This window comes from Pseudomonas sp. NPDC096925 (genome assembly GCF_044762545.1).
Classification (GTDB): domain Bacteria; phylum Pseudomonadota; class Gammaproteobacteria; order Pseudomonadales; family Pseudomonadaceae; genus Aquipseudomonas.
Map to the genome: position 1 here is coordinate 334,834 of NZ_JBIWEM010000005.1, position 26,679 is coordinate 361,512.

At 62.2% G+C, this 26,679-nt stretch carries 23 protein-coding genes; 8 read left to right on the top strand and 15 right to left on the bottom strand.

Features of this window, described 5'->3' with window-relative positions:
* Positions 1-26 precede the first annotated feature (26 nt).
* The 5 genes from ACIQYU_RS17155 to ACIQYU_RS17175 form a co-directional block, all read right to left on the bottom strand.
* Positions 27-1,034, bottom strand: a complete 1,008-nt coding sequence (locus ACIQYU_RS17155) for a sulfate ABC transporter substrate-binding protein (RefSeq protein WP_207837484.1) — start codon at positions 1,032-1,034, stop codon at positions 27-29.
* A 48-nt stretch (positions 1,035-1,082) separates the two neighbouring features.
* Positions 1,083-1,265: a sulfur starvation response protein OscA gene (gene oscA / locus ACIQYU_RS17160; RefSeq protein ID WP_016712582.1), complete on the bottom strand. Its 183-nt coding sequence runs from the start codon at positions 1,263-1,265 to the stop codon at positions 1,083-1,085.
* 250 nt (positions 1,266-1,515) lie between these two features.
* Positions 1,516-4,569, bottom strand: coding sequence for an efflux RND transporter permease subunit (locus ACIQYU_RS17165; protein ID WP_207837482.1), 3,054 nt, complete (start codon positions 4,567-4,569; stop codon positions 1,516-1,518).
* Complete coding sequence (locus ACIQYU_RS17170; RefSeq protein ID WP_207837480.1) at positions 4,566-5,633, bottom strand: efflux RND transporter periplasmic adaptor subunit; 1,068 nt, start codon at positions 5,631-5,633, stop codon at positions 4,566-4,568. Before ACIQYU_RS17170 ends, ACIQYU_RS17165 begins: the two co-directional genes overlap by 4 nt.
* Positions 5,630-6,718 (bottom strand): efflux RND transporter periplasmic adaptor subunit, encoded by a 1,089-nt coding sequence (locus ACIQYU_RS17175; protein ID WP_333957322.1) that lies wholly within the window; start codon positions 6,716-6,718, stop codon positions 5,630-5,632. Before ACIQYU_RS17175 ends, ACIQYU_RS17170 begins: the two co-directional genes overlap by 4 nt.
* Before the next feature lie 273 nt (positions 6,719-6,991).
* Between ACIQYU_RS17175 and ACIQYU_RS17180 the strand changes: the two genes are divergently transcribed.
* The gene (locus ACIQYU_RS17180) at positions 6,992-7,855 is read left to right on the top strand and encodes an RHS repeat-associated core domain-containing protein (RefSeq protein ID WP_343582557.1); all 864 of its coding nucleotides are present in this window, start codon (positions 6,992-6,994) and stop codon (positions 7,853-7,855) included.
* A gap of 254 nt (positions 7,856-8,109) precedes the next feature.
* Positions 8,110-8,565, top strand: coding sequence for an REP-associated tyrosine transposase (locus ACIQYU_RS17185; protein WP_402800959.1), 456 nt, complete (start codon positions 8,110-8,112; stop codon positions 8,563-8,565).
* 106 nt (positions 8,566-8,671) lie between these two features.
* Here the strand turns inward: ACIQYU_RS17185 and ACIQYU_RS17190 are convergent, their stop codons facing one another.
* The 7 genes from ACIQYU_RS17190 to ACIQYU_RS17220 form a co-directional block, all read right to left on the bottom strand.
* Positions 8,672-9,565, bottom strand: a complete 894-nt coding sequence (locus ACIQYU_RS17190) for an ABC transporter permease subunit (RefSeq protein ID WP_003258560.1) — start codon at positions 9,563-9,565, stop codon at positions 8,672-8,674.
* Positions 9,562-10,443 carry an ABC transporter permease subunit gene (locus ACIQYU_RS17195; RefSeq protein WP_172827500.1) on the bottom strand — a complete coding sequence of 294 codons (882 nt, stop codon included), beginning with the start codon at positions 10,441-10,443 and terminating at the stop codon, positions 9,562-9,564. The genes ACIQYU_RS17190 and ACIQYU_RS17195 overlap by 4 nt, the downstream gene beginning before the upstream one ends.
* Positions 10,444-10,478: 35 nt before the next feature.
* Positions 10,479-11,621: a polyamine ABC transporter ATP-binding protein gene (gene potA / locus ACIQYU_RS17200; protein ID WP_207837473.1), complete on the bottom strand. Its 1,143-nt coding sequence runs from the start codon at positions 11,619-11,621 to the stop codon at positions 10,479-10,481.
* Positions 11,622-11,692: 71 nt separating this feature from the next.
* Positions 11,693-12,787, bottom strand: a complete 1,095-nt coding sequence (locus ACIQYU_RS17205) for a polyamine ABC transporter substrate-binding protein (protein ID WP_207837471.1) — start codon at positions 12,785-12,787, stop codon at positions 11,693-11,695.
* Positions 12,788-12,944: 157 nt separating this feature from the next.
* Complete coding sequence (locus ACIQYU_RS17210; protein ID WP_063912148.1) at positions 12,945-14,042, bottom strand: polyamine ABC transporter substrate-binding protein; 1,098 nt, start codon at positions 14,040-14,042, stop codon at positions 12,945-12,947.
* A gap of 170 nt (positions 14,043-14,212) precedes the next feature.
* A complete protein-coding gene (locus ACIQYU_RS17215) occupies positions 14,213-15,574 on the bottom strand; it encodes an aspartate aminotransferase family protein (RefSeq protein ID WP_063912149.1) in 1,362 nt (453 codons plus the stop codon).
* A 47-nt stretch (positions 15,575-15,621) separates the two neighbouring features.
* On the bottom strand, positions 15,622-16,980 hold the full coding sequence (locus ACIQYU_RS17220) for a glutamine synthetase family protein (RefSeq protein ID WP_013974708.1): 1,359 nt from the start codon (positions 16,978-16,980) through the stop codon (positions 15,622-15,624).
* A gap of 41 nt (positions 16,981-17,021) precedes the next feature.
* On the opposite strand from ACIQYU_RS17220, the gene ACIQYU_RS17225 reads away from it, so the two are divergent.
* Complete coding sequence (locus ACIQYU_RS17225) at positions 17,022-17,282, top strand: hypothetical protein (protein WP_207837469.1); 261 nt, start codon at positions 17,022-17,024, stop codon at positions 17,280-17,282.
* 272 nt (positions 17,283-17,554) lie between these two features.
* Positions 17,555-18,931 (top strand): glutamine synthetase family protein, encoded by a 1,377-nt coding sequence (locus tag ACIQYU_RS17230; protein WP_063912151.1) that lies wholly within the window; start codon positions 17,555-17,557, stop codon positions 18,929-18,931.
* A gap of 151 nt (positions 18,932-19,082) precedes the next feature.
* Here the strand turns inward: ACIQYU_RS17230 and argA are convergent, their stop codons facing one another.
* Entirely contained in the window at positions 19,083-20,381 is a 1,299-nt protein-coding gene (gene argA / locus ACIQYU_RS17235; protein WP_063912152.1) for an amino-acid N-acetyltransferase, read from the bottom strand.
* A 124-nt stretch (positions 20,382-20,505) separates the two neighbouring features.
* A complete protein-coding gene (gene argE, locus ACIQYU_RS17240) occupies positions 20,506-21,648 on the bottom strand; it encodes an acetylornithine deacetylase (protein WP_402800969.1) in 1,143 nt (380 codons plus the stop codon).
* A gap of 219 nt (positions 21,649-21,867) precedes the next feature.
* On the opposite strand from argE, the gene ACIQYU_RS17245 reads away from it, so the two are divergent.
* A complete protein-coding gene (locus tag ACIQYU_RS17245) occupies positions 21,868-23,235 on the top strand; it encodes a CYTH domain-containing protein (protein WP_207837464.1) in 1,368 nt (455 codons plus the stop codon).
* 101 nt (positions 23,236-23,336) lie between these two features.
* Here the strand turns inward: ACIQYU_RS17245 and ACIQYU_RS17250 are convergent, their stop codons facing one another.
* Positions 23,337-23,807 carry an Lrp/AsnC family transcriptional regulator gene (locus tag ACIQYU_RS17250; RefSeq protein ID WP_063912155.1) on the bottom strand — a complete coding sequence of 157 codons (471 nt, stop codon included), beginning with the start codon at positions 23,805-23,807 and terminating at the stop codon, positions 23,337-23,339.
* 126 nt (positions 23,808-23,933) lie between these two features.
* Between ACIQYU_RS17250 and ACIQYU_RS17255 the strand changes: the two genes are divergently transcribed.
* From ACIQYU_RS17255 to ACIQYU_RS17265, 3 genes are all read left to right on the top strand, one after another.
* A complete protein-coding gene (locus tag ACIQYU_RS17255) occupies positions 23,934-24,239 on the top strand; it encodes a hypothetical protein (protein WP_003259353.1) in 306 nt (101 codons plus the stop codon).
* A 215-nt stretch (positions 24,240-24,454) separates the two neighbouring features.
* Positions 24,455-26,140, top strand: a complete 1,686-nt coding sequence (locus ACIQYU_RS17260; RefSeq protein ID WP_402800976.1) for a GspE/PulE family protein — start codon at positions 24,455-24,457, stop codon at positions 26,138-26,140.
* Positions 26,141-26,229: 89 nt separating this feature from the next.
* Positions 26,230-26,544 carry a DUF2388 domain-containing protein gene (locus ACIQYU_RS17265; RefSeq protein ID WP_063912157.1) on the top strand — a complete coding sequence of 105 codons (315 nt, stop codon included), beginning with the start codon at positions 26,230-26,232 and terminating at the stop codon, positions 26,542-26,544.
* The last annotated feature ends 135 nt before the right edge of the window (positions 26,545-26,679 follow it).

Consider the following 26,679-nt stretch of genomic DNA (forward strand, 5'->3'; position numbering starts at 1 on the left):
ATAGCGGCCCCGCTTTTCCTTGGCGATTACTGTGCCTGATAGATCTGGTCGAACACACCGCCATCGTTGAAGAATTTCGGTTGTGCAGTTTTCCAGCCACCAAAGTCCTTGTCGATGGTTACCAGGTCAAGTTTCGGGAACTGCTTGCCGAATTCGGCTGCGACCTTCTCGTCACGCGGGCGGTAGAAGTTCTCGGCGGCAATCTTCTGCCCGGCCGGGCTGTACAGGTGCTTGAGGTATTCGGTGGCAATCTCGGTATTGCCCTTCTTCTCGGCGTTCTTGTCCACCACCGCCACCGGCGGTTCGGCCAGGATCGAAAGCGACGGCACGACGATCTCGAACTTGTCGGCACCACCGTCTTCCTTCAACGCCAGGAAGGCTTCGTTTTCCCACGCCAGCAGCACATCGCCCTGGCCGTTGTTGACGAAGGTGATGGTCGAGCCACGGGCGCCGGTGTCCAGCACCGGCACGTGCTTGAACAGCTCCTGCACGTATGCCTTGGCCTTCTCTTCGCTACCGCCGGTCTTCAGGCCATAGGCCCAGGCAGCCAGGAAGTTCCAGCGGGCGCCGCCGGAGGTTTTCGGGTTGGGGGTGATGACCGACACGTCTTTCTTGATCAGGTCGCCCCAGTCCTTGATGCCTTTCGGGTTGCCCTTGCGCACCAGGAACACGATGGTCGAGGTGTACGGGGTGCTGGCATCCGGCAGGCGGGTCTGCCAGTTGTCCGGCAGGGTCTTGCCGAGCTTGGCGACTTCGTCGATGTCACCGGCCAGGGCCAGGGTCACCACGTCGGCACGCAGACCGTCGATCACCGCACGGGCCTGCTTGCCCGAACCACCGTGGGATTGCTGGATCTTCACCTTGTCGCCCGGGTGGGCCTGCTGCCAGTGCTTGATGAACTCGGCGTTGTACTGCTGATACAGCTCGCGGGTCGGGTCGTAGGACACGTTCAGCAGTTCGTAGTCCTTGGCGATGGCGGAACCGGCAAAAACAGCACTGGCCAGGGCGGCAAGCGCATAACGGCGGATGGACATGGTGAAGCTCCCGATTGGCATTTTTCTAGTTTTGGATGTGTGGCGCGATCAGCCGGCCTTGTTGCCGGGCTGCTGCAGGCGGAACTTCTCCTTGCGCTCGATCTGTACGACCTGAGCGTTGTGCACAGTGATCTCCACCGCACCGAATCGCAGGTCGCGCAGAGCGCTCTGGATTTCACGCAGAATGGTGGCTTCGTCCTGACCGTCGATGCTACGCAGAGATGCACTCATGCTCGTTCTCCTTGGAGTGAGATGCCGGGCAGGGGTTTGAAGGGGATTTATTGCCTGGCTTGAAGGCAATAGTAGTGAGGCGGAGTTATTCTTAAAAATACTGTTTAAGAATGTTTATATAACCAAAAACAAACACTCATCCTGAAGACAACAGAAGGCCCCGTGGGAGCGGGTTTACCCGCGAATGCGGCGGTAGATCCACCATCGCATTCGCGGGTAAACCCGCTCCCACAGGGTTCACTGCACGGCTTCAGGAATGTTTCTGTGGCTCGCGGATCTTGTACCAGGCCACATACAAGGCCGGCAGGAACAGCAGCGTCAGCAGGGTCGCCACGATGATCCCGCCGATCATGGCGTAGGCCATCGGCCCCCAGAACACCTCGCGGGCAATCGGGATCATGCCCAGGCTCGCCGCCGCCGCGGTCAGCAGGATCGGCCGGCGCCGATGGTTGGTGGCTTCCACCACCGCATCCCACGGCGACAAGCCCTGGGCTTCGAACTCGTCGATCTGGGTCACCAGGATCACCGAGTTACGAATGATGATGCCCGCCAGCGCGAGAATGCCGAGAATCGCCACGAAGCCCATCGGCGTACCCGTGGGTACCAGCGCAATGATCACGCCAATCAACCCCAGCGGCGCCACGCTGACCACCAGGAACAGCTTCTGCACGCTGTGCAGCTGGATCATCAGGAACGTCGCCATCAGGAACAGCATCAGCGGGATGACCTTGCGGATCGGCCCCTGGGCCTTGGCGCTCTCCTCCACCGTACCACCGGTGGCCACTTCGAAGCCCACCGGCAGCTTGCTGGCGAATTCGTCGATCTTCGGCTTCAACTGCGCCACCAGGTCGGTAGGCTGGATATCGCCGTTGACCGAGGCCTTGATGGTGATGGTCGGCTTGCGGTCACGGCGCCATACCAGCGGCTGCTCCAGTTCGTAGCGCACGGTGGCGAACGACAGCAGCGGGATCGAGGTGCCGTTGGGCGTGAGGATCTGCAGGTTCTGCAGGGTATCGGGTGAACCCCGCTCGTTGTCCTCGGCACGGGCGACCACGTCGACCAGATAGATGTTGTCGTTGACCTGGGTAATCTGCACGCCGCTGACGATGCTGTTCATCACATTGGCCACGTCCTCCGACGACAGACCAAGCTGGCGAGCCTTGTCCTGGGCGATTTCCACGCGTAGCACCTTACCCGGCTCATTCCAGTCGTAGATCATCTCGCCAATATGCTCGTTCTGGTCGAGCAAGGTGGCCAGCTCGATGGCGTGCTTGCGTACCTCGTCGATATTGGCGCCGCTGACCCGATACTGGATCGGCCGGCCCACCGGCGGGCCCATTTCCAGCGACTGCACGTTGGTGCCGACGCCAACGAACTCTTCGTGCAGGATCTTCTGCAGCCGGTCCATCATGCCCTGGCGTTCTTCGAAGCCCTTGCTGACGATCACCAGCTGCGCGTAGTACGGGTTCTGCAACTGCTGGTCGAGGGGCAGGTAGAAGCGGATCGCGCCCTGGCCGATGTAGGTACTCCAGTGCACCAGGTCCGGGTCGTCCTTGATCCGCGCCTCGAAGCGGTCGACCACCTTGCGCGTCTCCTCGATCGACGCGTTCTGCGGCAGGTTGAGGTCGACGAGGATTTCCGGGCGGTCCGAGGACGGGAAGAACTGGTTCTGCACGAAGCGCTCGCAGAAGATCGCCAGGGCGAACAGCGCCACGGTGCCGATGATGGTCAGCCAGCGGTTGCGCATGCACCACAACAAACCATGCTCGAAGATTCGGCCGACACGGCCCGGCTCTGCTTCATGGGGCTTGAGCTTGGCACTGCTGAGAATGTGCACGCCGAGCACCGGGGCGAAGAACACCGCCACCACCCACGACACCATCAGCGCCACGGCAATCACCGCGAACAGCGTGTAGGTGTACTCGCCCGCCGAACTGGCGTTGAGGCCGATCGGCACGAAACCGGCCACCGTCACCAGGGTACCGGTTAGCATGGGGAAGGCCGTTGAGGTATAGGCAAAGGTCGCCGCCTGCTCCTTGCTTTCGCCCATTTCCAGCCGCGTGACCATCACCTCCACGGTGATCATCGCATCGTCCACCAGCAAGCCCAGGGCGATGATCAGCGCCCCCAGCGAAATCCGCTGCATGGTGATGCCACTGTATTCCATGAACACGAACACCATGGCCAGCACCAACGGGATCGAGCAGGCCACTACCAGCCCGGCACGCACGCCGAGGCTGACGAAGCTCACCGCCAGCACGATCACCACCGCCTCGAACAGCGCACTGGTGAAGCCGCCGACCGCTTGCTTGACCACCACGGCCTGGTCGGAGACGGTGTGTACCCCGACGCCCACCGGCAGGTCTTCGACCACTTGATCCATGCGCTTTTTCAGCGCCGCACCAAACACCTGGATATTGCCACCGGCCTTCATGCCGATGGCCAGGCCCAGCGCCGTCTGGCCGTTGTAGCGGAACATCGGCGAAGGGGGATCGACGTAGCCGCGCTCGATATCGGCGATATCGGCCAGGCGGAAGAAGCGGTCGTTGATCTTCAGGTTGACGGTTTGCAGGTCCTTTTCCGAAGTGAACTGCCCGGAGGTACGCACCGAGATACGCTCCGGTCCGGCCTCGATCACCCCGGCTGGGGTCACGGCGTTTTGCGATTGCAGGGCCTGCATGACCTGGCGCTGGTCGATGCCCAGGGCTGCCAGCTTGCGGGTGGAGAAGTTCAGGTACAGCACTTCGTCCTGGGTGCCGATCAGCTCGATCTTGCCGATGTTGGGTACATCGCGCACTTCGGCCCGCGCCTGTTCCACGTAGTCGCGCAGCTGGCGCAGGGTCAGCCCGTCGGCAGTGAAGGCGTAGATCGAACCGAACACATCGCCGAATTCATCGTTGAACCCGGGCCCCTGGATACCCGCCGGGAATTCACCACGAATGTCCTGGATCTTCTTGCGCACCTGGTACCAGATTTCCGGGATGTCCTTGGCCTTGGTGGTATCGCGCAGGTAGACGTAAACCGTGGATTCGCCTGGGCGGGTGTAGCTTTTGGTGTAATCGAGGGAGTCGAGTTCCTCGAGCTTCTTCTCGATACGGTCGGTGACCTGGTACAGGGTTTCGTCCTGGGTCGCGCCGGGCCAGCGGGTCTGGATGACCATGGTCTTGATGGTGAACGACGGGTCTTCCTCACGGCCCAGGTTGAAGTAAGAGAAAATCCCCATCAGCAGGCCAACGAACATCAGGTACCAGACGAACGATTGATGCTTGAGTGCCCAGTCGGACAGGTTGAAGCTTCCTTTCATTGCGCATCCTCGTCGAAGGTGACCTTCTGGCCAGGCTTGAGGCTGTTGACGCCGGCGGTGACCACACGCTCGCCGGGCTGTACGCCAGCGGTCAGCACGATGCTGTCGGCGGTGCGGTCGATCAGGGCCACGTCACGGGTGGCCACGGTCTTCTGTTGCGTATCGATCACCCACACCTGGGTCTTGCCGTCACGCTCGAGCAAGGCACTCAAGGGCAGTTCGCTGCGCGGCGACACCTGCGAACTCAGGGTCACGCTGATGGCAGTGCCCAGGTGGAAGGCCGCCGGTGTGCTGGCCAGGGTCAGGCGGGCGCGGCGGGTTCGGGTGGTGGCGTCGGCCTGGGGCTCCAGCTCGCGCAGGCTGGCGGTGGTGTTGATGGTCGGGTCCAGCTGCGAAGCAACGGTGAAGGTCAGACCTTTGCTCAACTGCTCGGCCAGGCCGATCGGCAGGTCGATCACCGCTTCCTTCACATCCGGCCGGGCCAGGGTTACCACGGCCTGGCCGGCGGTGACGGTTTGCCCGGCTTCGGCCTTCCAGGCGGTGATTACCGCGGCGTGGTCGGTGCGCAGGGTGCTGTAGTCGAGCTGGTCACGTGCCTGGCTGAGTGCAGAGCGCGCCTGCTCCAACGCCGCACTGGTGGTTTTCAGGTTGGTCTGGGCGATATCCAGCTGGGCCTGGGCGCCTACGCCACGGTCGTACAGCTGTTGCTGGCGGCGGGCATCGGCCTGGGCGTTGATCCACTGCGCCTGCACCTTGGCCAGGTCGCCTTCGGCGGCGCGCAGCTGGTTCTGCTGGTCGGTCGGGTCGAGCGTGGCCAGGATGTCACCCGGTTTCACCTGGGCGCCCACATCCAGCCAGCGCCGGGCAATACGTCCGGAAACCCGGAAACCCAAGGTGCTTTCGAAACGTGCCTGGATACTGCCGGCGAAACGGCCCAGCTGCGACTGCACCTGGGGTTCGACCTTGACCGACAGCACCGGCCGAATCGGCTCTGGTACCTCGTCCTCGCTACTGCAACCGGCCAGCAGCACGCCAGCCGACAGCATCAGCAGCAGGCGCTTCATAGCTCACCCCCTTGGGCCTTGGCGTCGACCTTCTGCACCTGCATGCCGGGGTGCAGCAACTGCCCGCCATTGACCACCACGGTTTCGCCGCCCTTCAGGCCACTGGCGACCACGATCCTGCCGGTGAGGTAACGGCTGACTTCGACCTTGCGCAGCTCTACCTTGTCGCCCTCGCCCACTACCCAGACGGCAGGCTCATGCAGGGCCTTGGTCAGTGCCGACCATGGCAGCTCGACACTTGGCCGGCCCTGGGCATTGGTGGTGGCGGTAACCGGTGCACCCAGTTGCATCCCTGGCGGCACATCCCTCAGCCCGACCTTGACCTGTACCGTGCCGCTTTGTGCGGACACCGTGGGGGTGATTTCGCGCACGAAGCCACGGGCCTGGACCTTCGGGTCATCCAGCAGGCTGACGATCACGCCGGCATCGCTGGGCGGGGCCACCAGCAGCGATTCGTAGACGTTGAACACCGCGTCGCGGTCGCCATCGGTGGCCAGGCTGAAGATCGGCATGGTCGCCTGCACCACCTGGCCGACCTCGGCCTGGCGCTCGGTGATGACACCATCAGCCTCGGAGACCAGCGCGGTATAGCTCAGTTGTTCGTTGGCGTTGGCCAATTGCGCCTGTGCGGCCTTGAGCGCGCTCTGGTTGCTGCGCAGCGCGGCTTCGGCGGAATCGTATTCGCTCTGACTGGTGTAGCCCTTGGGCAGCAGTTTTTGCTGGCGCACGAAGGCGGCGCTGGTCTGGGTGACCCGCGCCTGCGCGGCGAACACCTCGGCCTTGGCCGAGTCGACATTGTTCTGCAGGTCTTTCGGGTCCAGCCGCGCCAGCACCTGGTTGGCCTTGACGTGATCGCCCACATCGACGCTGCGCGAAATGATCTTGCCGCCGACGCGGAACGACAGGTCGGTCTGCACCCGTGCCTGCACATCGCCGGTCAGGGTGACCCTGGCAGCGAAATCGGTGGGTGATACCTGTTGCACGCCTACGCGTGGCAGTGTTTCGGTGGTTTCTTCCTTACTACAGCCCGACAGCAGGGACACAAGCCCCAGGCAGACGACCAACAGCGGACGTATCAACGTCATGCAGGCTCCTTGCTTGCGCGCAAATGATTCGTGGGATGCGACTGTCAGCGTAGTTCAGGGTTGGACAAACGGCACTGGCCATATGCGCAAGGGAGGCATACCGAATGCTGGCGACACAGGGCAGGTTCGGCACAAGGTTTTCGTTGAAAACCTGGCATTTCTGCCAGTAGCCGATTATCGCCAGGGCATTACATAGTGTCCCCAACCGGTCGCCCCGACAGTGGCACCACAGAGAGGCATTTTTCTGTTCCCCCTTGAACCCTCGGAGGCCCCATGGCCGCTGCAAAAAGTTTACGCCGCTTCTACCAGAACGGCCGTGTTTCCACCGAACTCGGCGGGTCTGTATCACGCTCCATCTTCCGGCATCAGGGTAGCCTCCTGGCGCAATGCACGTCAGGTGCTGAGGTATCGCGCTCAATCATGACGGTGAACAATACCAACACCGTCATGAGCGAATTTGGACACGCCGGTAAGGTGCAGTTCGCTTATACCCCCTATGGCCGACGCCCGGCCCAGAGCGAAGCGAACAACCCCTTGGCATTCAACGGCGAGCAACTGGACACGGCAACAGGCGGTTACTTGCTAGGCAATGGCTATCGCCTGTTCAGCCCCACGCACAAGAGGTTCTGTAGCCCAGATAATTCAAGCCCGTTTGATGAAGGTGGCCCGAACGCTTATGCGTACTGTGCCGGGGATCCGGTAAATAGTACTGATCCTACGGGGCACTTTTCCCGTCGGGCACTCTTGTTAGCTACTTCAGCAGCCTTGGGGACAACATTAGTAGCAGTCGTTGCAGCGGTCGCTACGAAGTCCAAAACAGCCGAAATTATTGCAGGCGCTGCATTTGCTGCTACTTCTATTTTGGGTGCTTATACTGCTCTGAAGTCAAACAATATACGGCCACTAGTTGCACAGCTCTCGCAGCGCAGGCAGCGAACAGCAGTTGAACCCCCTCCCTACAACACACTCTTCCCCGAAGTTCCACCTCCGTCTTACGCGAATGCAACCCGTTCCACGGATATTGAAATGACCACATTCGCTAATATTGGAGACAGCCCGAGAGTCAGCATTCCCGGAGCTGCACCTCCCCCTTACCAGGTGGCTATGTCCGCTAGTAATGTTCGCAACCCGGAATGAAGTTCAGGGTTCAATGACGGAGATCAGTTCGGCATTTTCAGCGCCTGCGCGGGCCTTTTCGCGGGCACGCCCGCTCCCACAGGGAGAGCGCAGGCATTGAGACCTGTGCTGTACCTGTGGGAGCGGGCGCGCCCGCGAAGAGGCCGGCACAGCAATGCATGAGCTTCTGCCATATTCAGAAACCATCAGCCACCCGGTAACCCCCGCTTCAGCCACTACCTTTAAAAGGAGGTTCAATTTCAAGGAAGATCACAATGCCATTAGCCGAATCCCACCGACTGCGTCGTGGGCGCTACTCCGAGCCAGGCAGGCTCTATCTGCTGACCACCATCACGCACCAACGAAAACCACTGTTCCATGACTTCGACAATGCTCGCCTGGTGGTCAAACATCTGCGGGTTTCAAATGACATTCAGGATTGCCATTCCCTGGCCTGGGTAGTGATGCCGGACCACCTGCATTGGCTGGTCGAGCTGAAGGAAGTGGCATTGGGAACGCTGATGCGCAAGTTCAAATCACGCACAGCCATTGCGTTACGCAAGGCAGGTGTCAGGCACGAACCGATCTGGCAACCCGGTTACCATGACCATGCGCTGCGGCGGGAAGAGTGTGTGGTGCATGTAGCCCGGTACATTGTTGCCAATCCCTTGAGGGCAGGATTGGTCAGGAGTGTCAGGGACTATCCACACTGGGATGCGGTATGGCTTTGAATCATCGTTGAGGCATTCGCGGGCTTGCCCGCTCCCACAGGGATCACCACAAGCCTGAAGGCTGTGATGTCCTTGTGGGAGCGGGCAAGCCCGCGAAAGGGCCGGGTCAGGCCGACGCAGCAACCTGCGCCGGGCGCTTGACCTGCGGCTGCGACGCGTTGGCCGCTGCACCCTCTTCGATGGCCTGCTGAATCGCCTTGCGACGGCGCTCTTCAGCCTGGCGGCTGAAGTACCAGACGAAGAAGGTCACCAACGACACCGACAGCAGGATCAGGCTGGCCACGGCGTTGATCTCCGGCTTCACGCCCAGGCGCACCGCCGAGAACACTTCCATCGGCAAGGTGGTCGAACCCGGGCCCGACACGAAGCTGGCCAGCACCAGGTCATCCAGCGACAGCGCGAACGACATCATGCCGCCCGCCGCCAGCGATGGCGCAATCATCGGGATGGTGATCAGGAAGAACACCTTCCACGGCTTGGCACCCAGGTCCATCGCCGCTTCCTCGATCGACAGGTCCAGCTCACGCAGGCGTGCCGACACCACCACCGCCACATACGCCGCACAGAACGTGGTGTGGGCGATCCAGATGGTGACGATGCCGCGCTCCTGCGGCCAGCCGATCATCTGCGCCATGGCCACGAACAGCAGCAACAGCGACAGGCCGGTGATCACCTCGGGCATTACCAGCGGTGCGGTGACCAGGCCACCGAACAGCGTGCGGCCCTTGAAGCGGGTCACCCGGGTCAGCACGAACGCCGCCAAGGTACCCAGCGCCACCGCAGCCACCGCCGTGTAACAGGCGATTTCCAGCGAACGCATCACCGAACCCATCAGCTGGGTGTTGTCGAGCAGGCCGACATACCACTTCACCGACCAGCCACCCCATACCGTCACCAGCTTGGAGGCGTTGAACGAGTAGATCACCAGGATCAGCATCGGCAGGTAGATGAACAGCAAGCCGAGCACCAGCATCAGCTTGGAGAAACTGAAGCGCTTCATGCCCTGCCCTCCATTTCTTTGGCCTGGCTGCGGTTGAACAGCAGGATCGGCACAATCAGGATCGCCAGCATTACCACCGCCAGCGCAGAGGCCACCGGCCAGTCACGGTTGTTGAAGAACTCTTGCCACAGCACCTTGCCGATCATCAGGGTTTCCGGGCCGCCGAGCAGTTCAGGAATCACGAACTCGCCCACCACCGGGATGAACACCAGCATGCAGCCGGCGATGATGCCGTTCTTCGACAGCGGCACGGTGATCTTCCAGAAGCTGTTGAAGGTGCTCGAACCCAGGTCCGAAGCGGCCTCGAGCAGACTCGGGTCGTGCTTCACCAGGTTGGCGAACAGCGGCAGGATCATGAATGGCAGGTACGAATAGACCACGCCGATGTACACCGCCAGGTTGGTGTTGAGGATCTGCAGCGGCTGGTCGATCAACCCGGTCCACAGCAGGAAGCCGTTGAGCAGGCCGTTGTTGCTGAGGATGCCCATCCAGGCATAGACGCGGATCAGGATCGCGGTCCAGGTCGGCATCATGATCAGCAACAGCAGGACTGTCTGCGTCTCCTTCTTGGCGTTGGCAATGGCGTAGGCCATCGGGTAGCCGATCAACAGGCACAGCAGGGTGCTGAAGAAGGCCATCTTCAGCGAGCCCAGGTAAGCCGAGATATACAGCTCATCCTCGGTCAGCAAGCCGTAGTTGGCCAGGTTGAGTACCAGCTGCAGCTTGTCTTCGACGTAGCTGTAGATCTCGGTATACGGCGGGATCGCCACGTCGGCTTCGGCGAAGCTGATCTTCAGCACGATGAAGAACGGCAGCATGAAGAACAGGAACAGCCAGATGAACGGCACGCCGATCACCAGATGCCGCCCCTCCGGGATGATGCGCTGGAGTGCTCGCTTGAGCTTGCGAGGTTTCATGACCGCAGTACCACGCCGCTGTCGTCTTCCCACCACACGTACACTTCATCGCCCCAGGTCGGGCGTGTGCCCTGGCGCTCGGCGTTGGCGACGAACGACTGGACGACCTTGCCGCTCGGCAGCTCGACGTAGAACACCGAATGGCCGCCCAGGTAGGCGATGTCGTGGATCTTGCCGCGCGACCAGTTGTGCTCGCAGGTCGGTTGCTGGGTGGTGACCAGCATCTTCTCCGGGCGCAGGGCGTAGGTGATGTGCTTGTCTTCCACCGAAGTGGTGATGCCGTGGCCGACATAGATCTTGCGCTCCAGCTCCGGGCTGGCAATGATCGCGTGGCCTTCGGCGTCGTCAACCACTTCACCTTCGAACAGGTTGACGCTACCGATGAACTCGCACACCAGGCGGCTGGTGGGGGTCTCGTAGATGTCCACTGGCGAGCCGATCTGGGCGATCCAGCCCAGGTGCATGATGGCGATGCGCTGGGCCATGGTCATGGCCTCTTCCTGATCGTGGGTCACCATCACGCAGGTCACACCCACGCGCTCGATGATCTCCACCAGTTCCAGCTGCATCTGCGAACGCAGTTTCTTGTCCAGTGCGCCCATCGGCTCGTCGAGCAGCAGCAGCTTGGGGCGCTTGGCCAAGGAGCGGGCCAGAGCCACGCGCTGGCGCTGGCCGCCGGACAGCTGGTGCGGCTTGCGCTTGGCGTACTGGGTCATGTGCACCAGCTTGAGCATCTCGGCCACGCGGGCGTCGATCTCGGCCTTGGGCATCTTGTCCTGCTGCAGGCCGAAGGCGATGTTCTGCGCCACGGTCATGTGCGGGAACAGCGCGTAGGACTGGAACATCATGTTGATCGGCCGCTCGTAGGGCGGCATGTCGGTGATGTCGACGCCATCGAGGAGGATCCGCCCTTCGGTCGGGCGCTCGAAGCCGGCCAGCATGCGCAGCAAGGTGGACTTGCCAGAACCGGAGCCACCCAGCAGGGCGAAGATCTCGCCCTTGCGGATTTCCAGGGACACATCGTCCACGGCTACCGTTTCGTCGAACTTTTTCGTAACCCGGTCGATCTTGACCAGCACCTGCTTGGGTTGCTGGCCACCCTCGAGGGCTTTTTTATAGGCACCGGAGGCAACTGCCATGAGTGAAACTCCCAACAAGATTTTTGTGCCCGGGAGCCCTGTTCTACAGGTGCCGCCGCGGGCCTGGATTTTTACTTGCCCGACTTGACCTTGGTCCAGCTACGGGTCATCAGCCGTTGCACCTTGGGTGGCAACTCTGAATTCACGAACATCTTGTTCAGCACTTCCTGCGGTGGGTAAACCGCGGCGTCAGTCCTCACGGCCTGGTCCATCAGGTCGCCAGCCTTGGGGTTCGGGTTGGCGTAACCGACGTAATCACTGACCTGGGCGATAACCTCAGGCTTCAGCAAATAGTTGATGAAGGCATGCGCCTCTTTGACGTTCCTGGCGTCCTTGGGGATCGCCAGCACGTCGAACCAGAGGTTGCCGCCTTCCTTGGGAATGGCGTAGGCCAGGTTCACGCCCTTCTTCGCCTCTTCAGCGCGGGCCTTGGCCTGGAACACATCACCCGAGAAGCCCGCCGCGACGCAAATGTCGCCGTTGGCCAGGTCGGTGATGTACTTGGACGAGTGGAAGTAGGTCACGTACGGGCGTACCGCCAGCAGTTTCTTCTCGGCGGCCTGATAGTCCTTGGCATTGGTGCTGTTGGGGTCCAGCCCCATGTAGTTGAGCACCGCCGGCAGCATTTCGTCCGCCGAGTCGAGGAAAGCCACGCCGCACTTGGCGAGCTTCTTCATGTTCTCGGGTTCGAACAGCACTGCCCAGGAGTCGATGGTGTCCACGCCCAGCGCGGCCTTCACCTTGTCGACGTTGTAACCGATGCCGTTGGTGCCCCACAGGTAAGGCACGGCGTACTGGTTGCCCGGGTCGTTCCTTTCCAGACGCTTCATCAGCGCCGGGTCCAGGTTGGAATAATTGGGCAGCAGGTTCTTGTCGAGCTTCTGGAACGCGCCCGCCTTGATCTGCTTGCCGAGGAAATGGTTGGACGGCACCACCACGTCATAGCCGGTATTGCCAGCCAGCAGCTTGCCTTCCAGGGTTTCGTTGGAGTCGAACACGTCTTGCACGGGCTTGATGCCCGTGGCTTTCTCGAAGTCCGCGAGTGTGGTCGGGCCGACGTAGTCGGACCAGTTGTAGAAGTGCACCGTAGGCGCCGCTTGGACGCTGCATGCCAGCGTCAGGCCCGCTCCAGCCATCAAGGCCTTGCGGAATACAGAAATGGACAAGTGGGTGGTCCTCACAATCAGTGCCTGGGTAGCGACAATGCTGCCGCACACGCAAAACCGGCGCGCAACTTACCTTCGCAGCTTCGATGCCGCAATCATCAATTGCCTTTCACTGGCTCTGGGCCGGGAACCCCGGCCCAGAGGTGCCGCATCGGGCTTATTTGCCCGACTTGATCTTGGTCCAGCTACGGGTGATCACACGCTGGGCAGACGCCTCAGGCGCAGCGATCGCGTACAGCTGCTTCTTCACTTCAGCAGGCGGGTAGATGCTCGGGTCGCTGGTAATCTCTTTGTCCACGAACTGGGTGGCGGCAGCGTTGCCGTTCGGGAAACGCACGGCGTTGGTGATTTCAGCCATGATTTCCGGTTGCATCAGGAAGTTCATGAACTGGTAGGCAGCGTCTTTATGCTCGGCATCTTTAGGGATAGCGACCATGTCGTAGAAGGTACCAGCACCTTCCTTCGGAATGACGTAGTCCACTTTGACCTTGTCGCCGGCTTCGTGGGCACGGGCCTTGGACTGCTCCAGGTCACCCGAGTAACCGACGGCTACGCAGATGTTGCCGTTGGCCATGTCGCCGATGTACTTGGACGAGTGGAAGTAGGTGATCGAAGGACGAATCTTGAGGAACAGGTCCTCGGCGGCCTTCAGGTCTTCCTTCTTGGTGCTGTTGCTCGGCAGGCCCAGGTAGTGCAGCGCAGCCGGCAGCATTTCGGTCGGGGCATCCAGGAAGCTCACGCCGCAGCTCTTGAGCTTGGCGATGTTCTCAGGCTTGAACACCACGTCCCACGAGTCGATCTTGTCCACGCCCAGCGCGGCCTTGACCTTCTCCGGGTTGTAGCCGATGCCGATCGAGCCCCACATGTACGGGAAGGCGTGCTTGTTGTCCTTGTCGCTGGCATCGCCAACGGCCTTGAGCAGGTCGGTGTCGAGGTTCTTCCAGTTCGGCAGCTTGGAACGGTCCAGTTCCTCGTACACGCCAGCCTTGATCTGCTTGGCCAGGAAGTTGTTGGACGGCACCACGATGTCGTAGCCCGACTTGCCGGCCAGCAGCTTGGCTTCGAGGGTTTCGTTGCTGTCGAAGACGTCGTACTTGACCTTGATGCCCGACTGCTTCTCGAACTTGGCGATGGTGTCCGGAGCGATGTAGTCCGACCAGTTGTAGACGTTCAACACCTTGTCTTCAGCCTGAACAGCGGTAGCCATGGCACCCATCAGGGCGGCGGCCAGCAACGTCTTGCCCATTTTATTCATGCGTATTGCTCCAGAATTTTTTATTTAGCCATCTGTTCAGCAGCCAGGACCTACGGTGCAGAGCGCGCGGCGACTGAAACAGTCGCTAGTCTGGCAAGTTACAAGGCTCTGTTTCAAGGAAAGCAGGGCCTTGTAACGACTTAATGTCACATCGCTAGCCTAGCAAACTGTCAGCGGATCGCTTCGAGCGTCAGATCAAGGCATTTACGTGCCTTTTCCACCAGTTCGTCGATCTCCGCGTGGCTGATCACCAGCGGTGGCGCGATGATCATGGTGTCCCCCACCGCGCGCATGATCAGGCCGTTGTCGAAGCAGAAGGTACGGCAGATCATGCCCACGCCCTTGCCTTCGTAACGGCTGCGGGTGGCCTTGTCCTTGACCAGCTCGATCGCGCCGAGCAGGCCCAGGCCGCGTACCTCGCCCACCAGCGGGTGGTCCTGCAGTTCACGCAAACGCTTTTGCAAATACGGTGCCGCTTCGGTGCGCGCCTTCTCGACGATTTTCTCGTCGCGCAGGATGCGCAGGTTTTCCAGGCCCACCGCCGCCGCTACCGGGTGGCCGGAGTAGGTGAAGCCGTGGTTGAAGTCGCCGCCTTCGCTGAGTACCTGGGCCACGGTGTCACGCACGATCACACCGCCCATGGGGATGTAACCGGAAGTCAGGCCCTTGGCGATGGTCATCAGGTCGGGCTTGAGGTCGTAGTAGTCGGAACCGAACCACTCGCCGGTGCGGCCGAAACCGCAGATCACCTCGTCGGCGACGAACAGGATCTCGTACTTGGCGAGGATCTCCTTGACCTTCGGCCAGTAGGTTTCCGGCGGGATGATCACGCCACCGGCGCCCTGGATTGGCTCGGCGATGAAGGCAGCGACGTTGTCTTCGCCGACTTCGAGGATTTTCTTCTCCAATTGCTCGGCCGCCCACACCCCGAATTCATCCGGGGTCATGTCGCCGCCTTCACCGAACCAGTACGGCTGCGGGATATGCACGATGCCCGGAATCGGCAGGCCGCCCTGCTCGTGCATGCCGCTCATGCCGCCCAGGCTGGCACCGGCCACGGTGGAACCGTGGTAACCGTTGATGCGGCCGATGATGGTCTGCTTCTGTGGCTTGCCTTTCAGCGCCCAGTAGTGGCGGACCATGCGCAGCACGGTGTCGTTGCCTTCGGAGCCGGAGCCGGTGAAGAACACATGGGTCATGCCTTGCGGCGCCACGTCGGAAATCGCCTTGGCCAGCTCCAGCGCAGGCGGGTGGGCAGTCTGGAAGAACAGGTTGTAGTACGGCAGTTCGCGCATCTGCTTTTCTGCCGCCTGCACCAGTTCTTCACGGCCATAACCCACCGCCACGCACCACAGGCCAGCCATGCCGTCGAGGATCTTGTGCCCCTCGCTATCCCACAAATGCACACCCTGGGCCTTGGTGATGATGCGCGGCCCCTTCTCCTTCAGCTGCTTGTAGTCGCTGAAGGGCGCGAGGTGATGCTCCCCGCTCAGGGTTTGCCATTCACGGGTTTGCGGGTTGTTGACGCTCATGTGCTTCTCCGTTGTTCGACAGCCGCGTCCTGCGGCACCAAGGTTGATCAGACAGCAAACAGCAGGAACTCACGCTCCCAGGAGCTGATGACTCGCTTGAAGTTCTCGTGTTCGGCGCGCTTGGTGGCGACGTAGCCGGTAATGAACTTCTTGCCCAGGTACTGCACCAGCGCACGGCTGTTTTCCATGCGTTCCAGGGCATCTTCGATGGTCAGTGGCAGGCGCAGGTTGCGGCGTTCGTAGCCACGGCCCTGCACCGGCGCGCTGGCGTCGATGCCTTCGACCATGCCGATGTAGCCGCACAGCAGGCTGGCGGCAATGGCCAGGTAAGGGTTGGCGTCGGCGCCCGGCAGGCGGTTCTCGACCCGGCGGCTTTGCGGGCCGGCGTCTGGCACGCGCAAGCCGACAGTACGGTTTTCTTCGCCCCACTCCACGTTCACCGGCGCCGAGGTGTCGGGCAGGAAGCGGCGGAACGAGTTGACGTTGGGCGCGAACAGCGGCAGCGCCTCGGGGATGAACTTCTGCAGGCCACCGATGTGGTGCAGGAACAGTTCGCTCATGCTGCCATCGTCGTTGCTGAAGATATTCTTGCCGGTGGCCACGTCGACCACGCTCTGGTGCAGGTGCATGGCACTGCCTGGCTCGCCGGTCATGGGCTTGGCCATGAAGGTGGCGGCCACGTTGTGCTTGAGCGCAGCCTCGCGCATGGTGCGCTTGAACACCAGGATCTGGTCGGCCAGGTGCAGGGCGTTGCCATGCCGGAAGTTGATCTCCATCTGCGCCGTGCCGTCTTCATGGATCAGCGTGTCGAGGTCCAGCTGCTGCAGTTCGCACCAGTCGTAGACGTCTTCGAACAGTGGATCGAATTCGTTGGCGGCTTCGATCGAGAACGACTGGCGGCCGGTTTCCGGGCGGCCCGAACGGCCTACCGGGGGCTGCAGCGGGAAGTCCGGGTCTTCGCTGCGCTTGGTCAGGTAGAACTCCATCTCCGGCGCGACGATCGGCTGCCAGCCCTTGTCGGCATAGAGCTTGAGGACTTTCTTCAGCACGTTGCGCGGCGACAGCTCTACCGGGTTGCCCTTCTTGTCGTAGGTGTCGTGGATCACCTGGGCGGTCGGCTCGATGGCCCATGGCACCAGGAACACGGCGTTCTCGTCGGGGCGGCAGATCATGTCGATGTCCGCCGGGTCGAGCAGTTCGTAATAGATGTCGTCGTCGACGTAGTCGCCGGTCACGGTCTGCAGCAGCACGCTCTCGGGCAGGCGCATGCCTTTTTCGGCGATGAATTTGTTGGTAGGCGAAATCTTGCCGCGCGTGATGCCGGTCAGGTCACTGATCATGCATTCGACTTCGGTGATCTTGTGCTCTTTCAACCAATCGGTGAGCTGGTCGAGGTTGTTACTCATAAATACCTCAGGAGGTAAGGTGGTCCGCGCACTGATTCTGGATGGAGTACATTGCTAAAGCAAAAACCCCCGCGCAGAGCCACAGTGGATACACTGAAAACAGGTGCGTCCGTAATGAGTTCGAAAGGCAGAAAGACGAAACGAAGGGCGGCAAGCCGCTACGAGGGCAGGTCCGGGAGCGCCAAACGTCAATTATTGCGGCCAGGGCGGCCACGCCATTGACGAAGCTTGCAAAAATGACGGATGTACCTGATGGCACCGCGCAGGCAGTGCTTTCAGGTCGCGGCAAGCGGACCATGTGACCCTCGTATTATTGTGTTCTGGGTTGAGACCGAGCTTAGCCTTGTTCATTTTTTTACACAACACCTCCGTAAAAAATAAAACACGGCTTGTCGGAGATAGCCCTTTCCGCGGGAAATAGCGGATAATGGCTTGCCCCGATATGCAGCAAATCTGCCGTCGATGTGCCATTTCAGGGCATCATGGGGTTGGCTTGACATCAGTTTGTCTTTTCGATTGACTGGTCTTGCAAGCCCCCCTTGATTGATATTTTTGACAACAAAGGTGTTGCATCATGTCGGTACCCCCGCGTGCCGTTCAGCTTAACGAAGCGAACGCGTTCCTTAAGGAACATCCTGAGGTTCTCTACGTTGACCTTCTGATTGCAGATATGAATGGTGTGGTGCGTGGCAAGCGCATAGAGCGCACCAGCCTCCACAAGGTTTACGAGAAAGGCATCAACCTGCCTGCCTCCCTCTTCGCCCTGGATATCAACGGTTCCACCGTCGAAAGCACCGGGCTGGGCCTGGACATCGGCGATGCTGACCGCATCTGCTATCCAATCCCTGACACACTCTGTAACGAGCCGTGGCAAAAGCGCCCTACCGCCCAGTTGCTGATGACCATGCACGAACTCGAAGGCGAGCCGTTCTTCGCCGACCCGCGTGAAGTGCTGCGTCAGGTGGTGAGCAAGTTCACCGAGATGGGCCTGACCATCTGCGCCGCGTTCGAGCTGGAGTTCTACCTGATCGACCAGGAGAACGTGAACGGCCGTCCGCAGCCGCCGCGCTCGCCAATTTCGGGCAAGCGCCCGCAGTCGACCCAGGTGTACCTGATCGACGACCTCGACGAATATGCCGACTGCCTGCAGGACATCCTGGAAGGCGCGAAGGAGCAAGGCATCCCGGCCGACGCCATCGTCAAGGAAAGCGCCCCGGCGCAGTTCGAAGTCAACCTGCACCACGTGGCCGACCCGCTCAAGGCCTGCGACTACGCGGTACTGCTCAAGCGGTTGATCAAGAACATCGCCTACGACCATGAAATGGACACCACCTTCATGGCCAAGCCCTACCCGGGCCAGGCTGGCAACGGCCTGCATGTACACATTTCCGTGCTGGACAAAGATGGCAACAACATCTTCACCAGCGAGGATCCCGAGCAGAACGCCGCGCTACGTCACGCTGTCGGCGGTGTGCTCGAGACCCTGCCCGCGTCCATGGCGTTCCTTTGCCCGAACGTCAACTCGTACCGCCGCTTCGGTGCGCAGTTCTATGTACCGAACGCGCCAAGCTGGGGCCTGGACAACCGCACCGTGGCCCTGCGCGTGCCGACCGGTTCGCCGGACGCCGTGCGCATCGAGCACCGCGTGGCTGGTGCCGACGCCAACCCGTACCTGATGATGGCTGCCGTACTGGCCGGCGTGCACCATGGCCTGACCAACAAGGTCGAGCCGGGTGAGCCGATCGAAGGCAACTCGTACGAGCAGCTGGAGCAGAGCCTGCCGAACAACCTGCGCGATGCCCTGCGCGAGCTGGACGACAGCGAGATCCTGAACAAGTACATCGATCCGAAGTACATCGACATCTTCGTCGCGTGCAAGGAGAGCGAGCTGGAGGAGTTCGAGCATTCGATCTCCGACCTCGAGTACAACTGGTACCTGCACACCGTGTAAACGAAAACGCCGCCCACAAGGGCGGCGTTTTTGTTCGAGATCGGTGTCGCCTGCTTCGCGGGTAAACCCGCTCCCACAGGGACCGCGCCGGCCTCAGGTCCGGTGAAGATCCTGTGGGAGCGGGTTCACCCGCGAAGAGGCCGGTACAGGCTTACAAGGGCTTCTCGAAAATCTTCGAATTGCGCTGGTAGTTGTAAAGCGAAGCCCGCGCCGCCGGCAGCCGCTCGACCCCGCTCGGCGCAAACCCGCGTTCGCGGAACCAGTGCGCGGTACGCGTCGTCAGCACGAACAGGGTGTTCAAGCCCAACTGCCGCGCCCGGCTTTCGATGCGCTCCAGCAGCTCGTCGCCACGCCCGCCATGACGGTACTCCGGGTTCACCGCAAGGCACGCCAGCTCGCCGGCGTCGGAATCGGCAATCGGGTACAACGCCGCACAGGCGATGATCATGCCCTCGCGCTCGACCACGCTGAACTGCTCGATCTCCCGCTCCAGCACCTCACGCGAACGGCGCACGAGGATGCCCTGCTCTTCCAGCGGGCTGATCAGCTCCAGCAAACCGCCCACGTCCTCGATGGTCGCCTCGCGCACCACTTCGAACTGCTCCTGCGACACCAGCGTGCCGCCACCACCACGGGTGAACAGTTCGGTCAGCAAGGCGCCGTCCTCGGCATAGCTGACGATATGGCTGCGCGCCACGCCGCCTTTGCAAGCCTCGGCCGCGGCGTCCAGCAGCTCGCCCTGGTAATCGCTGCCCAGGCGCTGCAAATGCGGGGCAACCTGCTGTGGGCGCAGTTCGCGCACCAGCTTGCCGTCCTCGTCCAGCAGGCCCGGCTCGGCGCCGAACAGCAGCAGCTTGTCGGCCCCCAGTTCGATGGCGGCGCGGGTGGCCACGTCTTCGCAGGCCAGGTTGAAGATTTCCCCCGTGGGCGAGTAGCCCAGCGGCGACAACAGCACGATGGAGCGCTCGTCAAGCAGGCGGCTGATGCCCTTGCGGTCGACCCGGCGCACTTCGCCGGTGTGGTGGTAGTCCACGCCTTCGAGCACGCCGATCGGCCGCGCCGTTACCAGGTTGCCGGACGCCACGCGCAGGCGCGAGCCCTGCATCGGCGAAGCGGCGATGTCCATCGACAGGCGTGCCTCGATGGCCAGGCGCAAGGCGCCGACGGCATCGATCACGCAGTCCAGGGTGGCGGCATCAGTGATGCGCATGCCACGGTGGTAGTGCGGGGTCAGGCCGCGATCAGCCAGGCGGCTTTCGATCTGCGGGCGCGAGCCATGCACCAGCACCAGACGCACGCCCAGGCTGTGCAGCAGCACCAGGTCGTGGACGATGTTGCCGAAATTAGGGTGTTCCACCCCATCGCCAGGGAGCATGACCACGAAGGTGCAGTCGCGATGGGCATTGATGTACGGGGAGGCATGACGCAGCCAGTTGACGTAGTCGGGCATGACAGGGCCTGTGGATAAGTGGACGGAGAACGGCGATACAGGGGGCGTTCAGGATCATCGTCGGAACAGGCTTGCGGTCACGCGCGGTCTCCTCTAGGCAGGAACGAATCAGTCCGGTTGACGTTTAGTTCAGGCAATAGTGCCGGATCAGGTCACGCAATAGACGCACGGTAGGCTCGATTCGTGACATTTCAAGGTATTCGCCGGGCTGGTGGGCACAGGCGATGTCGCCGGGGCCCAGCACGATGGTCTGGCAGCCCAGTTGCTGAAGATAAGGCGCTTCGGTGCCGAACGCCACCGCTTCGGCGCGGTGGCCGGTAAGGCGTTCCGCCACTTGCACCAGCTCGGAGTCGGCAGCCTGCTCGAATGGCGGCACCTCCGGGAACAACGGTGCATAGTCGATGCGCACCTCAAAGCGCTCTGCCACGGGCACCAGCTTGGCGCGGATGGCCGCGCGCAGTTGCTCCACGTCCATGCCTGGCAGCGGGCGCAGGTCGAATTCCAGGGCGCACTGGCCGCAGATACGGTTGGGGTTGTCGCCGCCATGGATGCAGCCGAAGTTCATGGTCGGGGTCGGCACGGTGAATTGCGGGTTGCGGTAGGTCTGCTGCCATTGCTGGCGCAAACCCATCAGCTCGCCCATCACTGCGTGCATGGCCTCCATGGCGCTGCGGCCCAGGCTTGGGTCCGAGGAGTGGCCGCTGCGCCCGAGGATGTCGATGCGGTCCATGAGGATGCCCTTGTGCATGCGGATCGGCCGCAGCCCGGTGGGCTCGCCGATCACCGCCGCACGGCCGAGCGGCTGACCGGCCTCGGCCAGGGCACGGGCGCCGGACATGGAGCTTTCTTCGTCACAGGTGGCAAGGATCAGCAGCGGCTGCTTGAAATCGTGCTCCAGCAGTGGGATGACCGCCTCGATGACCAGGGCGAAGAAGCCCTTCATGTCGCAACTGCCCAGGCCGACCCAGCGGCCGTCGGTTTCGGTCAGTTTCAGCGGGTCGCTGGCCCACAGCTGTTCGTCATAAGGCACGGTGTCGCTGTGCCCCGCCAGCACCAGGCCACCCGGGCCAGTGCCACGGCTGGCCAGCAGGTTGAACTTGCCGGGGCTGACCTGGCGAATGTCGCAGTTGAAGCCAAGGTCACCCAGCCAGCCGGCCAGCAGGTCGATGACCTGACGGTTTGACTGGTCCAGCGCAGGCTGGGTGCAACTGACCGAGGGCGCGGCGATCAGGGCGGCGAACTGGTCTTTCAGCGTCGGCAACGGCATGCGCGTACTCCTCGGAAGCGTTGCCCATCATAGCAATGCCGTCCAACCGTGTGGGCTTCTTCGCGGGTAAACCCGCTCCCACAGGGAACGCGCCGCACCTGGGGGCAGCACAGTACCTGTAGGAGCGGGTTTACCCGCGAAGAAGCCACCACGATCCAACAGACGAGAGCCGACTCCTGTAGACTGCTGGGCAACCACGCCCCCTTCTTCGAGCCTGTGATGCACAAAGAAACCGAACTCAAGCTCCGCGCCAGCCGCGAGACCCTTGCCGCCCTGCGCGAGCACCCTCTGCTGAAAAAGCGCAACAAGTCCGGCTGGCAGACCCGCGAACTGCTCAACCAGTACTTCGACACCCCGGAGCGCGAGCTCTCCGCTGCCCGTGTCGCCCTGCGCCTGCGCCGCGATGGCGAGGCCATCATCCAGACCCTCAAGTGCCGCGGCACCAGCGTGGCCGGCCTGTCCGAGCGCAACGAGCACGAATGGCAGCTGGACAAGGTCAAGCTCGACCTGAAGAAGCTCGACGACAGCTGCTGGCCCGCGCAACTGGCCAACCTGGACAAAAAGACCATCAAGCCGCTGTTCACCACCGACTTCAGCCGTGAATACGCCGAAATCGCCTGGGGCCGTGGCAAGAGCAAGGTGGTGATCGAGGCAGCACTGGACCAGGGCTTCGTGATCGCCGGCAAACGCAAGGAAGAAATCTGCGAGCTGGAACTGGAACTGCGCGAAGGTGAACCGCAGGCCCTGCTGGAACTGGCCGCCGAGCTGGCCGCCAGCCTGCCGCTGATGCCATGCGACATCAGCAAGGCCGAGCGTGGCTACCGCCTGCTGGAGCCGGACAGCTACGAGCTGGGCCTGCCGCACACCGAGCTGGAAGCCGAAATGGCCGTGGATGACGCCTACGCCGCACTGGCCTGGCAACTGCTGGGCAGCAGCCAGCGCCTGGCCGAGCAATACCGCCACAACGGCCACTGGCGCCTGCTGCAGGACTGGGTCGAGTGCCTGAGCGAACTGCGTGCGATTACCGCCAGCCTGGGCCAGGCCGCGCCGCGCGCCACCACCCGAGACCTGCGCAACAGCCTCGACGCCCTGCTCGAAGACTGGCGCCCGCTGGTGCAGGCCGGCAACGAAGACGAAGACATCCGCCGCGCCGCCCCAGAGCAGTTCGCCGAAGAGCTGGAAGACGTACGCTGGGGCCAGTTCTCGCTGGAAACCTCGCGCTGGCTGCTGGCCCGTGCCTGGACCGTGGAACGCAAAGGCCGTGGCGAGCGTCAGGGCAAGGCGCAACTGGCCAGCTGGCTGGCGCACCTGCTGGGCGAGGAAGGCCGAGCATTGAAGCTGCCGCTGTACACCCAGCGTCCGGAAGACCTGGCCGAGCAGCTGCCGCGTATCGAACAGCTGCTGGCCTGGCTGCACCATGCCCGTCAGGTGCTGGAAGCGCCGCAGATGGACCGCCTGTATGGCGACCTGAAGAAGCTGCATGAGCTGGCCGAGCAGCCAATCAGCGATGAAGTGCTGGAAGCACGTATCGAACAGGCCCGGGCGGTGGATCAGAGCCGCGGCTGGAAGCACCTGCTCAAGGCTTGATACCGCGTCGTTTTCTTCGCGGGTAAACCCGCTCCCACAGGGCTCGCGCTGCTCTCTGGCTCACTGATATCCCTGTGGGAGCGGGTTTACCCGCGAATGCCTCAACGCGACAGTGGCAGGCTGGTGGTGGACTTGATCTCCGACAACGCCACGATCGAGTTCACCTCCTGAATCCCCGGCACGTTCGACAGTTTTTCGAAGAAGAACCGTTCATAAGCCTCGATATCCGGGGTGACGATGCGCAATAGAAAGTCCACCGACCCCATCAGCACATAGCACTCCAGCACCTCTGGAAACCCGCGGATCGCCTCGGTGAACTCGGTGAAGTTGGAACGCCCATGGGCGTTCAGTTTTACCTCGGCGAAAATCTGCGTGTTCAGGCCGACCTTCTTGCGATCCAGCAAGGTCACCTGCCCGCGAATCACCCCCTCCTCCTTCAACCGCTGGATACGCCGCCAGCACGGCGATTGCGACAGCCCCACGCGTTCGGCGATCTGCGCGCTGGACAGCGAAGCGTCCTCCTGCAGCAGTTCGAGGATACGGCGGTCGTAGGCGTCCAGCTCGCTTTGCATTAATAATTCTCCTTGGCAGCACCGCACGAATAGAACAATTCGCCAATACAGCGAAACGATCAAATCATAGCGAAAAAATACCGCCACCAACGTGCAAGAATTTCTCCCACACTTGCGGAGACCGACATGAACGCACAGCCTCGTACCGACGCCTGGGCCGCCAGCAGCGCCCACAGCACCGTGCACTATCGCCTGCAGGCCGAGGCCGAGCCTGACAGCCTGTGCCGGGTGCTCAACCTGTTTGCCCTGCAGTTCCTGACCCCACACAGCGTGCAGGTCAGCCAGCAGGATGACTGGCTGGATATCGAAGTTGGCATCGGTGGCCTTAGCTGGCACCGGGCCGAGGTGATTGCGCAGAAACTGCGTAACCTGGTGTGTGTGGGCGAGGTGAGCCTGAGCAACCTGCAGCGGGTGGAGCTGGCGGTGGTCTGAATCATCCGCTTTTCCTGTACTGGCCTCTTCGCGGGCTCGCCCGCTCCCACAGGATTACCACCGACTTCAGCCCTGTGGTGTACCTGTGGGAGCGGGCAAGCCCGCGAAGAGGCCAGCACAGGCCCAGCAAAATCCCGAAACCCTTCATCCATATTGACCCTCCCTCGCCCGGCTACCCTTGATCAGCACTCCCCTATCAGGCACGGACGCCAACCATGCACACCCCCGACAACCCGGCACTCGACCTCAAACGCGTGCTCCAGGCCCTGCTCATGGACGAGCACCTGCACGCCAACGACACCCTGCAGGTACTCGAACACGCCGCCACCCACCCAACCACTCACCCGCTGGAGCAGATCGCCGCCTGCGCCCTGGAAGACCGCAGACAACCTGGTCAACCCCTGGACCTGGACCGCCTCTGCCAATGGCTGGCCAACAAGGTCGGCCAGCCCTACCTGCGCATCGACCCGCTGCAACTGGACCTGCCCCAGGTCACCGGCCTGATGGCCCCGGCCTTCGCCCAGCGCCATGGCATCCTCATCGTCGCCGCCGACACCTCCAGCGTCACCGTCGCCAGCGCCCAGCCCTACCAGGATGACTGGCAGGCCGATCTCTCCCGCAGCCTGGGCCGGCCGATCCATCGCGTGCTGGCCAGCCCGCTGCAGATCCGCCAGGCAGGGCAGTCGTTCCACCGCCTGGCCCAATCGGTAAAGAGCGCGCAATCCCAGCAGTCAGCCAGCCTGGGCGAACTCCAACAGCTGCTGGAGCTGGGCAAGCGCCAGGCCGAGGCCAGCGCGGACGACGCGCACATCGTGCATATCGTCGACTGGCTGCTGCAGTACGCCATCGAGCAGCGCGCCAGTGATATCCACCTGGAGCCACGCCGCGAGCAAGGCCAGCTGCGCTACCGCATCGACGGCCTGCTGCACAGCATCTATGCCTTTCCCGTCGGGGTAACCCTGGCGCTGGTCAGCCGCCTGAAACACCTGGGGTGCATGGATGTCGCAGAAAAACGCCGGCCGCAGGATGGCCGGCTGCAAAGCCGCCTGCCTGGCGGCGGTGAGGTAGAACTGCGGCTGTCGACCCTGCCGACCCCGTACGGCGAAAAACTGGTGCTGCGCCTGTTCGACCCTCATCAGTTGCAGGAAGGCTTCGAACGGCTCGGCCTGGAAGGGCCACAACTGGACCAGTGGCAAGGCCTGCTGCGCCAGCGCCAGGGCATCATCCTGGTCACCGGCCCCACCGGTTCCGGCAAGACCAGCACGCTGTACGCCAGCCTCAAGCTGCTGGCCACGCCGCAAGTCAACCTGTGCACCATCGAAGACCCGATCGAGCGCCTGGAACCCGCCTTCAACCAGTTGCAGGTGCAGCCCGCCCTCGACCTGGGTTTTGCCAACGGGGTGCGGGCCATGCTGCGCCAGGACCCGGACATCATCATGATTGGCGAAATCCGCGACCGCGAAACTGCCCTGGTGGCGGTGCAGGCGGCCCTGACCGGGCACCTGGTGCTGTCGACCCTGCATACCAACGACGCCTGTGGTGCAATCACCCGCCTTCAGGAACTGGGTGTGGCCGACTACCTGATAAAGGCGACGCTGGTCGGGGTCATGGCCCAGCGGTTGGTGCGCACACTGTGCGCGGATTGCCGGGGTGAGGCAGCGGTGCCCGGTGGCCAGCCGTGCCGCACCTGTCGCGGCACCGGGTTCCACGGCCGCACAGGGTTGTTCGAGCTGCTGGTGCCCAGCGACAGCCTGCGCGCCCAGATAGGCCCGGGCAGCGACCTGGCCAGTTTGCGGCGTCAGGCCGTAGCTGATGGATTGCTTGATCTGCGCCGCTGCGGCGAGGCCAAAGTGGCCAGCGGGCAGACCTGTGCAGAGGAAGTGCTACGGGCTTGTTCCTGAGCAAAAATCCTTTGTATTCAAGGAACTTGCAGCCCTGTAGCAGGATCAAACCGCGCATCTTCAACCCTCACCCTTCGAGGTGTTTCAACATGCGTGTCAAAACCGCCATCGCTGCTGCTGCCTTGCTTTCGCTACCTATCGGCTCGGCCATGGCCGATACCTTCTGGCGTAACGTGATGACTACCGGTGCTACCACGGCATCGAGCTATCTGACCTCCGGGGATCACAAGCTGGTGATGGCGGCGCAGGATGACGCCGGCAGCTTCGTGGCCAGCGAAGGCGCAATCCGCGGGCCGTTCCTTGAAGCGGCGATTCGCCAGGCCCGCGCGGAGAACCCGGGGATGCAGGCTTCCGACATGGAACTGGCCAATGCCATCCTGGCCAAGAATGCGGTAGCCGAGTAACCGCGTCGCCTGCTTCGCGGGTGAACCCGCTCCCACAGGTTGAGGTGCGCCCCATTTGTTGGACAATCTTTGATTAGGCTGCTGCGGCCTGATTCCTGTATGCCACGGGACTCAGGCCGGCCAGCCCCATCTTGA